Annotated in this window: 11 protein-coding genes; 2 read left to right on the top strand and 9 right to left on the bottom strand. The window is 66.5% G+C overall.

Features of this window, described 5'->3' with window-relative positions; genetic code table 11:
- Positions 1–172: 172 nt before the first annotated feature.
- The 3 genes from ACYVF5_RS04510 to ACYVF5_RS04500 all read right to left on the bottom strand — a co-directional run bounded on the left by ACYVF5_RS04510 (position 173) and on the right by ACYVF5_RS04500 (position 2,355).
- On the bottom strand, positions 173–1,843 hold the full coding sequence (locus tag ACYVF5_RS04510) for a cation:proton antiporter (RefSeq protein WP_460943784.1): 1,671 nt from the start codon (positions 1,841–1,843) through the stop codon (positions 173–175).
- A gap of 95 nt (positions 1,844–1,938) precedes the next feature.
- Positions 1,939–2,190 (bottom strand): NINE protein, encoded by a 252-nt coding sequence (locus tag ACYVF5_RS04505; RefSeq protein WP_460943782.1) that lies wholly within the window; start codon positions 2,188–2,190, stop codon positions 1,939–1,941.
- A 6-nt stretch (positions 2,191–2,196) separates the two neighbouring features.
- Entirely contained in the window at positions 2,197–2,355 is a 159-nt protein-coding gene (locus tag ACYVF5_RS04500) for a hypothetical protein (RefSeq protein WP_460943780.1), read from the bottom strand.
- Between the two features lie 429 nt (positions 2,356–2,784).
- Here ACYVF5_RS04500 and ACYVF5_RS04495 point away from each other — a divergent pair, with 429 nt between their 5' ends.
- On the top strand, positions 2,785–4,176 hold the full coding sequence (locus tag ACYVF5_RS04495; RefSeq protein WP_460943778.1) for a polysaccharide deacetylase family protein: 1,392 nt from the start codon (positions 2,785–2,787) through the stop codon (positions 4,174–4,176).
- Positions 4,177–4,183: 7 nt separating this feature from the next.
- Here ACYVF5_RS04495 and ACYVF5_RS04490 read toward each other — a convergent pair whose 3' ends face one another.
- Genes ACYVF5_RS04490 through ACYVF5_RS04480 form a run of 3 tightly spaced genes read right to left on the bottom strand, consistent with a single transcriptional unit; the run spans position 4,184 to position 10,055 of the window.
- Positions 4,184–7,690, bottom strand: coding sequence for an error-prone DNA polymerase (locus ACYVF5_RS04490; RefSeq protein ID WP_460943776.1), 3,507 nt, complete (start codon positions 7,688–7,690; stop codon positions 4,184–4,186).
- A gap of 44 nt (positions 7,691–7,734) precedes the next feature.
- Positions 7,735–9,306: a DNA polymerase Y family protein gene (locus ACYVF5_RS04485; protein ID WP_460943774.1), complete on the bottom strand. Its 1,572-nt coding sequence runs from the start codon at positions 9,304–9,306 to the stop codon at positions 7,735–7,737.
- Positions 9,303–10,055: a hypothetical protein gene (locus tag ACYVF5_RS04480; protein WP_460943772.1), complete on the bottom strand. Its 753-nt coding sequence runs from the start codon at positions 10,053–10,055 to the stop codon at positions 9,303–9,305. Before ACYVF5_RS04480 ends, ACYVF5_RS04485 begins: the two co-directional genes overlap by 4 nt.
- Positions 10,056–10,211: 156 nt before the next feature.
- Between ACYVF5_RS04480 and ACYVF5_RS04475 the strand changes: the two genes are divergently transcribed.
- A complete protein-coding gene (locus tag ACYVF5_RS04475; RefSeq protein ID WP_460943770.1) occupies positions 10,212–10,976 on the top strand; it encodes a GH25 family lysozyme in 765 nt (254 codons plus the stop codon).
- Between the two features lie 138 nt (positions 10,977–11,114).
- Here the strand turns inward: ACYVF5_RS04475 and ACYVF5_RS04470 are convergent, their stop codons facing one another.
- From ACYVF5_RS04470 to ACYVF5_RS04460, 3 genes are all read right to left on the bottom strand, one after another.
- Complete coding sequence (locus ACYVF5_RS04470) at positions 11,115–11,246, bottom strand: hypothetical protein (protein ID WP_460943768.1); 132 nt, start codon at positions 11,244–11,246, stop codon at positions 11,115–11,117.
- Positions 11,247–11,316: 70 nt separating this feature from the next.
- A complete protein-coding gene (locus ACYVF5_RS04465; RefSeq protein WP_460943766.1) occupies positions 11,317–12,243 on the bottom strand; it encodes an aldose 1-epimerase family protein in 927 nt (308 codons plus the stop codon).
- Positions 12,244–12,347: 104 nt separating this feature from the next.
- Positions 12,348–13,826 carry a Cpe/LpqF family protein gene (locus tag ACYVF5_RS04460; RefSeq protein ID WP_460943764.1) on the bottom strand — a complete coding sequence of 493 codons (1,479 nt, stop codon included), beginning with the start codon at positions 13,824–13,826 and terminating at the stop codon, positions 12,348–12,350.
- Positions 13,827–13,843 lie beyond the last annotated feature (17 nt).

Genomic DNA, 13,843 nt, shown 5'->3' with positions numbered 1-13,843 from the left:
TGGCACGATTCCCCGGGCGCGTCGACCTCGGACACCGGCCGCCGACCCGCGCCTCTCGGAGCCCGTGTGGGAGCGCGGATCACATCGGCAACGGCCGGGCAACGGCGCTGCGGCCGTGCCGGTTCAGCCGGGATCTCTCCCCCGCCACCGCACCCCACCACGCGCATCCGTGTCAGCCCGGGACGCCGCCGCGCAACTCGATGGCGATCTGCGCCGCATCGAGATTCGTCAGCTCGTTCGCCAGGACGTCTGCGTCGAAGGTGCCGTTGTCTCGCGCATCCAGCAGCGCCGACCGCTGGGCCGAGAGAACGGCGAGCCGGTACTTCTTCTCACCCTCGAACAACGCCATCCGCGGAGCATCCTCCGGGCGATCCGGCTGTGGCACGGTCTCAGCACTCGTTCTCATGAGCTCGAAGATCTGCGTGCGCTCAGCGAGCGTCTGCTCGTCGAGCGCGGCCTGGTCGACCTTCGGCGTGAGACGGCGGATCAGCGGGCCGATGGTGCCACCCTGGACAAGGAGCGACATCACCGCGACCGCGAACGCGATGAGCACGAGCACCGAACGCTGCGGTGTGTCATCGGGGAGAGTCTGCGCCGCGGCCACGGTCACCGCCCCACGCATCCCCGCCCACACGACCACGGTGCCCTCGCGTGCGCCGAGCGGTGCACGCAGGAAATACTCGATGTCTGCGAGCCCCTGGGCGACGCGACGTGCGAACCGGTTGATATCGCGCTCCGAAACCGGTCGGCCGCGCATGTTGGCCTTGTCGAACGTCTCCTGTTTCCCCTCTGGCGTGCTCATCCGCTCGTGTATGCCCCGCAGCCTGCCCTGCAGCTTCTCGAAGCGCCTGGCCCGCCGGGCGAGGATGCCGAGAAGCGGGGCGACGTAGGCCGCGCGCACCAGCACGGTCAAGACGAGGGCGCCGGCCGCGATGAGCACCGCGACCCAGACGCCGGCATGGTCACGCTCCACATCCGCCACGATCGACGTGATCTGCAGTCCCATGGTCAGGAAGACGGCGCCCTCGAGGACGAGCTCGATCGTGCGCCAGTTCTGCGAGTCCGACAGGCGGTTCTGCGCCGAGAGGTCCCGAGGCGCGCGGATGCCCGTCACGAGACCGGCGACGACGGCCGCGACAAGGCCGGAGGCGCCGAAGACCTCGGCGGGCACGGAGGCGAGAAAGGGCACCGTGAACGAGATCACGGTGTTGACCGTCGGGTCGGTCACACGCTTGCGGACCACGAGGTTCAGCCATCCGACGACTCCGCCGATGAGAACCGCGACCACCACCGAATACGCAAATGTGCCGACCGCGCCCCAGAACGAGAACGACGCAGCCGTCGCCACGATCGCCGTGCGCAGCAGCACGAGGGCCGTCGCATCGTTGAGAAGGCTCTCGCCGTCGAGCATCGCCACGACCCGCTTGGACACCGAGGTCCGTTTGACGATCGAGGTCGCCACGGCATCCGTCGGGCTCACGATCGCACCGAGGGCGACACCCCACGCGAACCCGACCTCCGGAATGACGAGCATAAAGAACACACCGAGCACAAGCGCGGTGCCGACCACGAGGAGCACCGACAGACCGCTGATCGCCCCGAACTCGCGACGGAAGTTCATCGTCGGCATCGACACCGCGGCCGAGTAGAGCAGCGGCGGCAGCAGACCCGCGAGAATCCACTCCGGATCGATGTCTATCGACCCGGAGATCGGCAGAAAGCTGGCCGCGACGCCGATCGCGACGAGCACGAGGGGCGAGGCGATCCCCAGGCGCGGACCGACGACGGCCGCGGCCGCGATCACCACGAACCCGGCCACGATCACAACAAGCAGTTCGACCATGCGTCCAGACTGGCATCAACCGGCATCAACCGGCGGCAATCCCACAGGGTGTCGAGTCGTCAGAACGGCAACACCGCGCTGCCGAGAGCTGTGCATCAGCCGATGCCGACTGCCCGCCTGGCGTTGATCGTCTTGACCTGGCTCGGCAGCGTGAAGACATCGACGATGCTGCCGATACCGAAAAGGCCCCAGGTGAGAAGCCAGAGGATTCCGCGGCCGATCTTGCCCATGTAAAGGTGCTGGATGCCGGCGAAGCCGACGAACGTGAACAGCATCAGCGCATACGCGATGCCCGTCTCTTTGGGCGGCAGCGCCTGTCGTCCGTATGAACCCGCCTGGGCAGCCATGTCCCGCTAGGCCTTCTTCAGAATATGCACGGGCAGCGCGACGGCGAGAGAGACCAGCGCGATGCCTGCGAAGAAGACAAACCCCTGAAAGCTGGCCAGGGTGAATGCGAGTCCCATGAGGTACAGACCGGCGACAAACAGCACAAAAGCGACGACGAAAGCCATGGCCACAGTCTAGACGCTCCGCGACCCGCCCCGGCACGATTGACCGGGGCGTCCCGCTGCGTTTCGGCATCCGATCGATATCGGTTCGATATATGTTGTTCCCCTCGTCTTCACCGGCCGGCCGATAGCATCGGCTTTGCGGGCCTGCACGGGGGCAGTCGCCCGAGCATGCGTCCCTCTCACGGAAGGTTTTGGATGCAGCGGCGTTCAGCACGTCCTCAGGTCGGGCGTTTGGCGCGCATTGCGATCTTGGTCTGTGTCTCATCGCTCGTGCTGACCGCATGCGCCGGAGAGGGGTCGCCCTTCGCTTTACCCGGGCCGACTCCCGCCCCCACCGCGACGCGGACTCCGCCCCCGCCCCCGCCCGACGCGACAGCGGGCGCACCTCTCCCCCCGATCGACGCCGCGCAGGTCCCTGGCACGTATGGAATGTCGATCCAGACGGCGGGCGAGCACCCGATCAGTGCAGAGTGGTCATATCTCGACGGCGCGGCGACGCTCAACGCACACCTCGATGCGTGGCTCTTCGGCACACTGGACGCCTGGATCAGTCACGACGGAACCGTCGCCGCCCGCTTCGAGCCCGGACCGCGATCATCTGACGCCCCCGTGGCGGGCGAGCGGCTGTCGGTGCGCACAGAGACCGTCTCTGCCTGGGGGCACTTCTACGGCGTGCGACTCTTCTCGTCGCGTGAGGGCGGAACCGGCGTCAGCACACCGAGCGAATCGGTTGTGTACGCCGATACGGCGACCGGAGGGCTCTTCGGCGCCGCGGCCATCGTCGATCCGGTGCATGTGCCCGTCCTCCAACAGATCATCGCGAAAGCGCTGTCCGTCCACGATGACGAAGAAGCGGATGCACAGGGTGATGCAGACGGCGACGCCGCTGAGCCCCGCGGCGACGCCGAAGACGCCGAGGCCCCGCTCGAGGAATCCCACCCAGGGGTGTTCGCGCTCACGGCCGACCAGCTGCTCGCCGACGTCGTCTTCGCCGCGGGCGGCGAGCTGGTGCTGTCGTATCGCGCCGGTCAGATCGCGGATGTCGATGCGGGGCCTGTCACGGTCTCCGTGCGCTCGGAAATCGCCTCCGCCCTCCTCTCTGCGCAGGGTCGCGCCATGCACGACCAGGTGCTCACAGGGGCACCGTTCGCTCCGCCGGCCCCCTCTGCCCCCGGAACACGACACGTCAACTGCGACCTCGTGCCCTGCGTCGCACTCACCTATGACGATGGGCCCAGGCCGGACACCACACCGCGGCTGCTCGACATCCTCAAGGAATTCGACGTCCATGCGACCTTCTTCGACACGGGCGCAGCGGCCACCAGTTATCCAGAGACAGCTCTCGCGACTCGCCAGGCGGGGCACCTCGTTGAAAGTCACACCTGGAACCATCCCGACCTGACGACGCTCGACGCCGCGGGCATCCGTTCGCAGGTCGATCGCACCCAGACGGCCATCGCCGACGCCACGGGGGTCGCCCCGGTGATGATGCGCCCGCCGTATGGAGCGTTCAACGGCACGGTGCGCGCACACGTCGGTCTGCCGATGATCTATTGGAGCGTCGACAGCATGGACTGGTCGAACCGCGATCCCGATGTGTTTGTGCCGTTCGTGACGGGCGCGGTGAAGCCGGGCGGCATCGTGCTGATGCACGACATCCACCCGACAACCGTTGATGGGCAGGCTGCGCTCATCGAAGGGCTGCAGGATCGCGGCTACCATCTCGTGACGGTGAGCCAGCTGTTCGCGGGAATCCAGCTGAACCCGGGTGAGGTCTATTTCTGCCGGGGCATCGGCGCCAAGTGCACACCCGGTCGATGACGGATGGTCAGTGAAAGTCACGGGATGTCGTCCGTGCCCGTAATGCAAGCGGTTCGAGCCGGTCGGCGATGACGTTGACGATGCCCTCTGGGGATCGCTCGAGAATCCCCCTGACGATCATCGCCGGCGCCTCCCTGGCCGTGCGCCGATAGCGTCCCCACACCCCGACGCTGCAGACCACGTTCACCAGCCCCGTCTCGTCTTCGAGGTTGAGAAAGGTGATGCCGCTCGCGGTCGCGGGCCGCTGCCGATGGGTCACGACTCCCCCGATCCGAATGCGGCGCCCCGATTCAGCGTGTCGCAGCTGCTCAGCGCTCAGGATGCCGTCGGCTGCGAGAACACCGCGCACATGCCTGAGGGGGTGGTCCCCCGGGCTGATCCCCGTCGCCCAGAGATCTGACACCACCTGTTCCTCTGGGGTGAGCATGGCGAACAGCGGCGGCTGGACGGTGATGTGGGTTCCGCTGAGCTGGTCTGGTCGCTCCTGGGCGGCCTGGGCGGCGTGCCACAACGCCTCACGCCGTGACTGCCCGAATGCCTCGAAAGCACCGGCAGTGGCGAGCGCTTCGAGCTGCGCCGCGCTCAGCCCCACACGATGGGCGAGGTCGCGCATGTCGCGGTAATCGCCATGTCGTTGCCGCTCCTCCACGATCTGCTCGGCTTTTTTGACACCGATGGAGGTGATTCCGGCCAGGCCGAGCCGAACCGCGTAGTGGCCGTCCCGTCGGTGCTCACCCGATTCGTCTGGTGCATCGCTGTCGAATTGCTCGGCGACCGGCGGCTGTTTGCCCTCGATGCAGGATCCCCGCCCTGTGGCCCACGCAGCTGGTGTGTTCTCAGCGACGTTTTCACCCGTGTCGGACGTTTTCACCTGTGTTGCCGGGTGAAAACGTCCGGAAGAGGTGAAAACGTCGGTGGGCGGCCCGAGCACCTCGAGTCCCGCCTCGACACCGGAGCGGAGGATGTCGGGGGGACGGGTCTCGACACCGTGCCTCGCGGCATCCGCCACCAGGGTCTGCGGCGAATAGAAGCCCATCGGCTGGGCACGCAGCAGCGCGGCGAGAAAAACCGCGGGGTAGTGCAGACGCATCCACGCGCTGGCGTAGACGAGCAGTGCGAAGCTGATCGAATGGCTCTCGGCGAATCCGAAGTTCGCGAAGGCCAGGATCTTGCCGTAGATCGAATCGGCGTCGTCCCCGGTGATGCCGTTGTCTGCCATTCCCGCATACAGCGTGTCTCGAAGCGAGTCGATGCGCTCCTCACCGCGCTTCGAGCCCATCGCGCGACGCAACTGGTCTGCGTCGTCTGCCGTGCACCCACCGACGGCCATGGCCATCTGCATCAGCTGTTCCTGGAACAGCGGAACACCGAGCGTTCGTTCGAGCACGGGCTCGAGCGAGGGGTGCAGGTAGGTCACCGGTTCGTCGCCCATCTTGCGACGGATGTAGGGGTGCACGGCCCCGCCCTGGATGGGTCCGGGGCGAACGAGAGCGATCTCGATCACCAGGTCGTAGAACCGACGCGGTTTCAACCGGGGAAGCATACCCATCTGCGCACGGGATTCGACCTGGAACACCCCTATCGTGTCTGCCCGGCAGAGCTGGTCGTAGACCGCCTGCTCCTCTTTGGGCATCGTCTGCAGGTCCCAGCGCTCACCGCAGTGCTCTTCGGCGAGGTCGAAGGCGTACTGCAGGGCGGCGAGCATCCCGAGTCCGAGCAGGTCGAACTTGACCAGTCCCATCCAGGCGCAGTCGTCTTTGTCCCACTGCAGCACCGTTCGGCCGTCCATCCGGGCGTGCTCGACCGGGCAGACCTCGCCGACGGGGCGATCGGTGAGCACCATGCCACCGGAGTGGATGCCGAGATGCCGGGGAAACCTCAGCACCTGCTGCGCCAGGTCGACGACCGGTTCGGGAATATCGTGGTCATCGCTCGCCGTGAGCGCACCCCATCTCTCGACCTGCTTCGACCAGGCATCCTGTTGCCCACCGCTGAAGCCGAGCGCCTTGGCCATGTCGCGCACAGCGAATTTGGGGCGATAGGTGATGACGTTCGCCACCTGCGCCGCATTGAACCTGCCGTATTTTCGGTAGACGTACTGGATCACCTCTTCACGGCGATCCGAATCGAAATCGACGTCGATGTCTGGCTCCTCTTCGCGCATGCTCGAGAGAAACCGCTCGAACGGCAGGCCGAACGCGATGGAATCGACTGCCGTGATCTCGAGCAGATAACAGACAGCCGAATTGGCGGCGGACCCTCGCCCCTGGCAGAGGATTCCCCGCTCGCGCGCGAAGCACACGATGTCATAGACGATCAGAAAATACCCGGGAAAATCCTTCTGCTCGATCACGTCGAGCTCGCGTTCGATGCGATCGCGCACACTGCGATCCGCGTTCGGGTACAGCTTCTCTGCGCCCCGCCAGACCAGTTCGCGCAGCCAGGTCATCTGCGTGTGGCCCTCAGGCACCTCTTGCTTCGGCAGGCCGGGCTTCACACTCCGCAGCCGGAAGGCGATCCGATCGGCGATCTCCACCGTCCGGGCGACCGCACCGGGATACCTGGCGAACCGCGCGGCCATCTCGGCACCGCTGCGCAGATGGGCGGCACCGGATGCCGGCAGCCACCCGTCGAGGTCGTCGAGGCTTCGCCTGGCCCTCACCGCGGCGAGCGCTGTGGCAAGCGGATGCTTCGCCGGACTCGCATAGTGCACGGCGTTCGTGGCGACGACGGGCAGCCGGAGCGATGCGGCGATCTCGGCCAGGTCGTCGTTCCAGGCGCTGTCGCCCGGGTTGCCGTGATCGAAGAGCTCGACGAGCACGTTCTCGTGCCCGAAGAGCCGTACCAGGTTCTCGGTCTCACGCCGCGCGCCCGCTGCACCCTCGGAGACGAGCGCCTGGCGCACGGCGCCCTTGCGGCATCCGGTGAGAACCAGCCAGCTGCCCTCTGCCGCCGTGGCGAGTTCAGCGAGATCATAGACCGGTCGGCCTTTCTCTGCCTGCGGATTCAGCTGGGCCGACGTGATGGCGCGTGCCAGCCGGTGGTACCCCGGTTCCCCCTTGGCGAGGACAAGAAGGTGGGTGCCCTCTGGGTCCGGTTCACCGTTCTGCGGCTTGGTCAGGCCGATCGACAGCTCTGCGCCGAAAATCGTCTTGACGTTCGGGTGCACCTCAGCCGCCTCCGCCATTCGCACAATGCCGTACAAACCGTTGTGATCGGTGAGCGCGAGGCCGTGAAGGCGCAGTCTCGCTGCTTCTTCGATGAGTTCCTCCGGCCCGGAGGCACCGTCGAGAAAGCTGAAGTTCGAGTGTGCGTGCAACTCGGCATAGGGCACGCACTCTTCGGCCGACTGCGGCTCGCCGGTGTCTTCCGATGGCAGATACCCGTTGCGTTTGCGCGACCATGCCGGGCTGTCTCCGCCGTCCGAGCCGACAGGATGCGACTCAGGGCGCGAGCGATCCGAGAGTCTCTGTTCGAACTCCGACCAGGGAACCGGAGGATTATGCCAGCCCACTCTCGTTCACCACCTCTTGCGCGCCCTCTGGGGCCGCGGTGTGCTCAGTCATAGAACCCCTCCGCAAACCATCTGTGGTCCTCCAGCACAAGCAGCCAGGCGAACCCCCTGGCATCGATCAGCTGAAACCGATGCAGACGGCGACCGGAGGCATCCCACCACCGTTCTGTCACCGCCCACGGCCCGGCCCATGCCGCCACAGCGCTCAGCTCAGGCGTCGGCACCTCGCCGAAAGCGAAACGCTCCGGGCGCCCGTGCAGTGTTCCGCGTTCGTCGACATCGACATCGGTTCCGTCTGCCCCCTGCACGGTCACCGGACGCGGTGTGTCGAACACCGTTGACGGGGGTGGCCCCGGCAGGTGGCCGGGCCAGGGCTTCCCGGCAGAACGGCGGAGGGAGTCTGCGCCGCCGGATGGCACGTCTCCCCATGGCACCCGCACTGTGCGGTCGGCGAGCATCCGCCCGCCTGACATCATCGCGGTGAGCACACCGTTATGGCCCACCATGCTCTGCACACGGGTCAGGCCATGGTGGATCCTTTCGTCTGCGCCACCGCCCCACAGCCCCGTCTCGTGGTTGCCCGCCGCGTCGACGGCTTCTGGCGACACCACCACCCGTGTGATGGCACCCGTGAGTCCGCTGTCTGCCGAGCTCGCACCCTGCAGTTGCCAGCGCACCCGATCGAGCACGTCGTTCGCAGTGAACCATCGCGGATGCTGCCAGGTGCGCTGCACACCAGGCCCACGCTCCGAGACGATCGCGACGGTGATCGCCGTCGCGACGAGACCGGCTGCGGCGAGTGCCTCGGTGAAGCGTTCGGCAGCGGTGCGGAAGGCGAAGGCGATCTGGTCGACCCTGTCGAGGGGCGGTTCGAACTCGGCGACGGCGTCGAGGTCGACCGGAGGAGTGCGCGGAACCACATCACTCGGATCGAGCCCCGAGGCAAGGCGATGCGCACGGGCACCGTCCGGGCCGAACCGGTCACGCACCTGCGCGGCATCGAGCGCGGCGAAATCGCCCAGGGTGTGAATGCCGAGGCGGCGCAGCAGCGTGGTGAGCTCAGGCCTGCCGAGTGTGCCGACGGGCATCGGGGCGAGAAAGGCAGGTGATTCCCCCGCAGGGACGATGCCGATGGCATCCGCCGGTGTGTTCCCCCGTCTGGCCGCATGCTCTGCCGCGAACGGACCGTCTGCGATGCCGATGCGCACGTCCGTGACTCCTTCGCCGCCGAGCGCGTCGATCACGACCTGCGCGGCCGCGGATTCACCGCCGTAATATCTGGCAGGCCCTCTGGCCCTGACCAGGCAGCTGCCTGGTCGCAGCAGTTGCACACCGGGAACGAGGCTCTCGATGAGGGTGATGACCGGTTCGAATGCACGATGGTCGAGCCCCGGATCATAGTGCTGCACCACAAGCGAGGGGCATCGCGACTGCGCCTCTCGCACGCGCAGGCCTTGCCGCACGCCCTCATGTCGAGCCGTGGCGGTGCAGGCGAAGACCTCGCCGTGGTCGATGAGGGCGAGCGGAGTGTCAGGGGGCAGCGCGGCGGCCTGGGACGCAGCGGCAACCGGCCAGTCCGGGCACCAGATGAGCATGGTGCGGGTCGGATTCTTCATAACACCACCGCCAGCCCTGCGGCCCGAAGGCTGTGAACGGTTTCTGCCGCGAGCTCATAACGGGTGTCTGGCAGCCACAGTCGTGTGGTCCTGGGGCGCCCGGTCGCGCTGCGGCCCTCGACGGTGACCGAGACCTGCCGCGAGGTGAGGTGACCGTGACCTGCGCTCGCGCCTGCGCCGATGCCGTGCCAGCGGTTCTCAGAGACGGTGAGTCTGGCTTCGCTCTGCGGCCAGTCGCCGAGGGCGATCATCGTGGCTCCTCGCTGCCTGAGGCGGGAGGCGAGTCTCGCCACTTCCGCCGGGGCCACCCCCGCCGGCGGGCGGGTGAGCACCAGTGTCATCACGTCGGCCATCGCCGCCGTGACCTGCAGCCACTGCGCTGCCGGGTCGGGGACCAGCACCAGTCGTTCGAGACCGATCCCCCACCGTGCCGCCGCTTCAACACCGAAGGCGGGTATCCCGACGACACCGCACCATAATCCCGCCCGGCTCGGTGCGGCGAGCATCGCCATCGCCAGAGTGGTCGACCCGGACACCGAGTAGGTGACACCGGCCCTGAGCTCGCCGCCGAGCAGCTCAGCCACAACGGGCAGCGTCGGCAGCCCGTGTGAGTCTATGCGGGTGCGTTGCATCCCTCGAATGCGCGCCTGCAGCTCGGCCACCTGCTCTTCGGCGCCCCGCATCACGCCTGCGGCACGGATCTCCTCGACGGAGTGCTCCGCAGGTGAGAGGGCCGGGCGGGGGTTCATGCCTTAATGATCGAACTCATGTTCGATAAAGTCAATCCGGCCCTTCGAACACAATGCCGATTCGATCTGAGTGAGACACCGGCATCCGCTGATGGTGCCGTTCGCCCCTCGACCCCTCATCGGTGAGCACACACGCGGGTATGAGACTGTTGTTCGGTGGGCAGAGTACGCGCAGGCGAGAAAAAGCGAACCTGGATGCGTGTGGGCATCGCCGGCATGGCGGCAGTCCTCGTGCTGGGCGTGTGCGCCATCCTCATCGCCACGGGGGTCCTGTGGCCGAATCGGCTCTTCGCGAGTTCATACCCCGTCACCGGTGTGGACGTGTCCGCCTATCAGGGAGACATCGACTGGCGCACCCTGGCCGACGAGGACATCGAGTTCGCCTTCATCAAATCGACAGAGGGTTCGGGGTATCAGGATCCCCGGTTCGCCGAGAACTGGGAGAATGCCCGGTCAACCGACCTGCTCGTCGGCGCCTATCACTTTATGAGCTTCGAGAGCGAAGGGCTCACCCAGGCGCAGAACGTCATCGACACGGTTCCGGATGCCGCCGGCTCGCTCCCCGTCGTCGTTGACCTGGAATTCTATGGTGGCTTCTTCGAGGATCCGCCGACGCAGAAGCTGGTGCGAGGCATCCTCGACCCACTCCTCGAAGAGCTCGAGGACCACTACGGTGTTCCGGCGATCATCTATGCGACGCCGGAGGCATACGAACGGTATCTGCGTGACGCCTATGCGGACAATCCCATCTGGATCAGGTCTGTCGTGTTTCCGCCCCGGCTGCCAGACGGCCGGGACTGGACGATCTGGCAGTACTCGAACCGCGATCGCCTGGATGGCTACGACGGTGACGAGCACTACATCGACATAAACGTCTTCGACGGTTCGATCGATGAGCTGAAGGAGCTTGCCGACGGTTGATGAGGTGGTGGTGAAGGCCATATCTCACACGCCCAGCGCTACACCGTTTGTGGCGCGCCATCCTATGTCGAGTAGCGCACCGCACATGCAGGCGCGCGCGACGGGATGGCCGGGCCGGGCTCGACCAGGTGCAACCGGTCAGAGCACCGAGGTCACAAGCGTGTACACGAACCCTCCGAGCGCGACGACGCCGATCACAACGCCGATCCAGACGACGAATCCGCCGATTCCCGCGCGGGCCGGCCAGGTGGGAACATTATTGTTGCTCATGCGGCAACCCTACGATGATTCCGGGATGCCGTCCAAGGCGACACCGCGAACGGAAGCGACACACCACCGGTCAGACCCGGGCGAAACCGTCCGCTCGCACTCCCCAGCTCGCCTGCCACGTTTCATTCGGAGCCAGCCAGTGCAGGTCCCGGCCAGAATTGAACGCATCGGCCGGAGCGCTCATCGGCTCGATGGCCACCGCTTTCGCCTGCCCGGGGTACCTCTCCGTGGTGAAGACCTGCCAATACGGGAAATTGTCGTCGCCCCAGATGGTGAGCGTGCGTCCGTCTGCAGCCGCGAGATGGTGCTCAGAGATGCCGTCCCGCATCACGGCGCCGCCGAAACCGTCGTCCAGGCTGAGCTCACTGAGCACTCGCCCGCCGCGCAGGTCGAACTCCGTGTCATCCACGGTGTGCTCCCCCGCCGGCAGCAGCCGCTCGTCGACCGAGAAGTGGGTGGTGCAGTTGAGGGTGACCGTGAGATCCTGCGGCTCGACGTCGCCGATGGTGAAGAACGGGTGGGCTCCGATGGCCACGGGCGCCGGGGCATCCGACATGTTCGTCACCCTGTGGGTGATCTCGAGCCCGGCGTCGACGAGTTCGTAGCACACACTCGTTTCGAGAGCGAACGGGTATCCGTGCTGCGGGTTCACCCTGGCTCCGAGCAGAACCTTCGACTCGGTGCGCTCAGAGGGCCTGAACGAGGTGAAGCGCAACAGCCCGTGGATGGCGTTGTTCTTGTCGACCTCGGTGATGTCGAGCTGCTGCGGCTCGCCGTCGAGCGTCCAGCGGCCGTCGCGGACCCGGTTCGGCCAGGGCACGAAGACGATCCCGCTGGCGAAGGGGCGCTGTGTTGTGGCGTCGTACGGCGGCACGAGGTCGACTCCGTCGATGGCGAGACGACGGATTCCTGCACCCACCTCGGTGACCGTCGCCGCGATCCGGCCGGTCGATGTCTCGAGAACCAGGTCGAACTGCTCGCCGGTGGCCTGTGTCATGGGTGCCCCTCGTTGTGATGCTCTCTGTGTGTGATGCTCTGTGTCGCTGTTCCTCCGCGAGCATATCGCCTGAGTCGCCGCACCTGTCGGGTGCGCGCTTCGGATCACCGCACGAGAAGCGAGAACGCATCCTCAGCCTGGGCGAGCACCTCCCCGGTGTTGATGCCATGAGGGTCGTCATCTGCCGCCTGCACGGTGATCACGAACCGTTCTCCGTCCGCCCTCTCGGCGTACCACGAGCCCGCGAGCACACCGATCGAGCTGCCGCCTTTAAAAGCGACATACGCCCAGTCCGCGTCGTCGCCGGTCTCCAGTGCGAGGCCGTTGTTCGCAGAGAGGATGCCGCGGATCGGCTCCCCCGCATCCGTCTCGGCCCGTCGCTGCAGGGCGAGGTGAGCGGATGCGATGTCGTTCCCGGTGGCGAACCAGTCCAGACCGTGCATCCACACAGGATCGACGAGGTCTTCTGCGGCGACGTCGAGTTCTGTCGCGGGAACCGTCTGGAGCATCTCGGTTCGTTCAGCCGTGTCTGCCTCGCCCCACTGCTCGGCCGATGCGTCGTCTGCCCACCCGAGGTGGAACAGCTCGCGTGTGGTGAGGAACGGTGTGTTGAGGCTCGGATCGCTGTGGCCCATCTCGGCCATCGCCTGTTCGACGGCGTCGCGCCCGACCGCGGCCATCAGCATGTCGGTGGCCGTGTTGTCGCTGATCGCGATCATCTTCTCGGCGGCTTCGCGCACGGTGACCTCTGTGCCGGACGGTGCATCCTGGAGCTCGCCGCTGGGCAGGCTCCTGAGGTCATCGGTGACCGTGAGCAGATCGTTCCAGGCCAGGAGCCCTGCGGCGACGGCATCGACGACGGCGCCGAGCACATAGAGCTTGAAGATCGAGCCCAGCGGCCTCACCTCGCCGGAGTCGATGTCGATCGTGGCGTCTTCGGTGATCTCGCCCTCGCCGTCGACGGATGTCACGAGCATCGTCAGGCCGAGGTCAGCGGCGTTCTTCTCGAGCTCGTCCCAGTCCGCTGCCGGAGTGCGATCATCAGCACCGGGGCGAAAGAACAGGCCGTTGATGAGATCGTCCGCATCGACCGAGACCTCAAGCTCGACCGCGTCGCCTGACGTGCTCTCGATGGTGACCAACGCGTGGTCTTCCACGGCATCGACGGCTGTCGGGGTCCACGGCCTCTGCGACCAGAGCTGTTCGAACACGGCCAGGTACTCCTGCGGCGTGACGTCGTCGAACATCACCGACGCGAGGTGTGCCTCGATGTCGTGTTGCCGAGGCTCCTCGTCGGAATTGAGCGTGTCGATCACCCAGGCGGCCTGTTCCCCGACGGAGGTGTCGGGCAACCCGACCGGAGAGGAACGAGGCGCGGGGCCGCTCTGTGCACAGCCGGTGAGCATCATCGTCACGGCAAGTCCCACCGCGACGATCCGGCTCAGCCCACGCTGGTGGGCACTCGCGACACCTCTGATGCGGGGTGCTGTTGTGTCGTTCATCTGTCCAGCCTCGTCGATCGTGTGCCGAGGCACATCCGTCACACGACGGATGAGCGCCGGCAGCGCCGTGTCGTCTGGCACGGGGTTTCGTTAACTTT

The sequence above is a fragment of the Okibacterium endophyticum genome, assembly GCF_054780075.1.
Note: the sequence above shows the minus strand (reverse complement) of the source record. Positions and strands in the feature narration are given on the sequence as shown.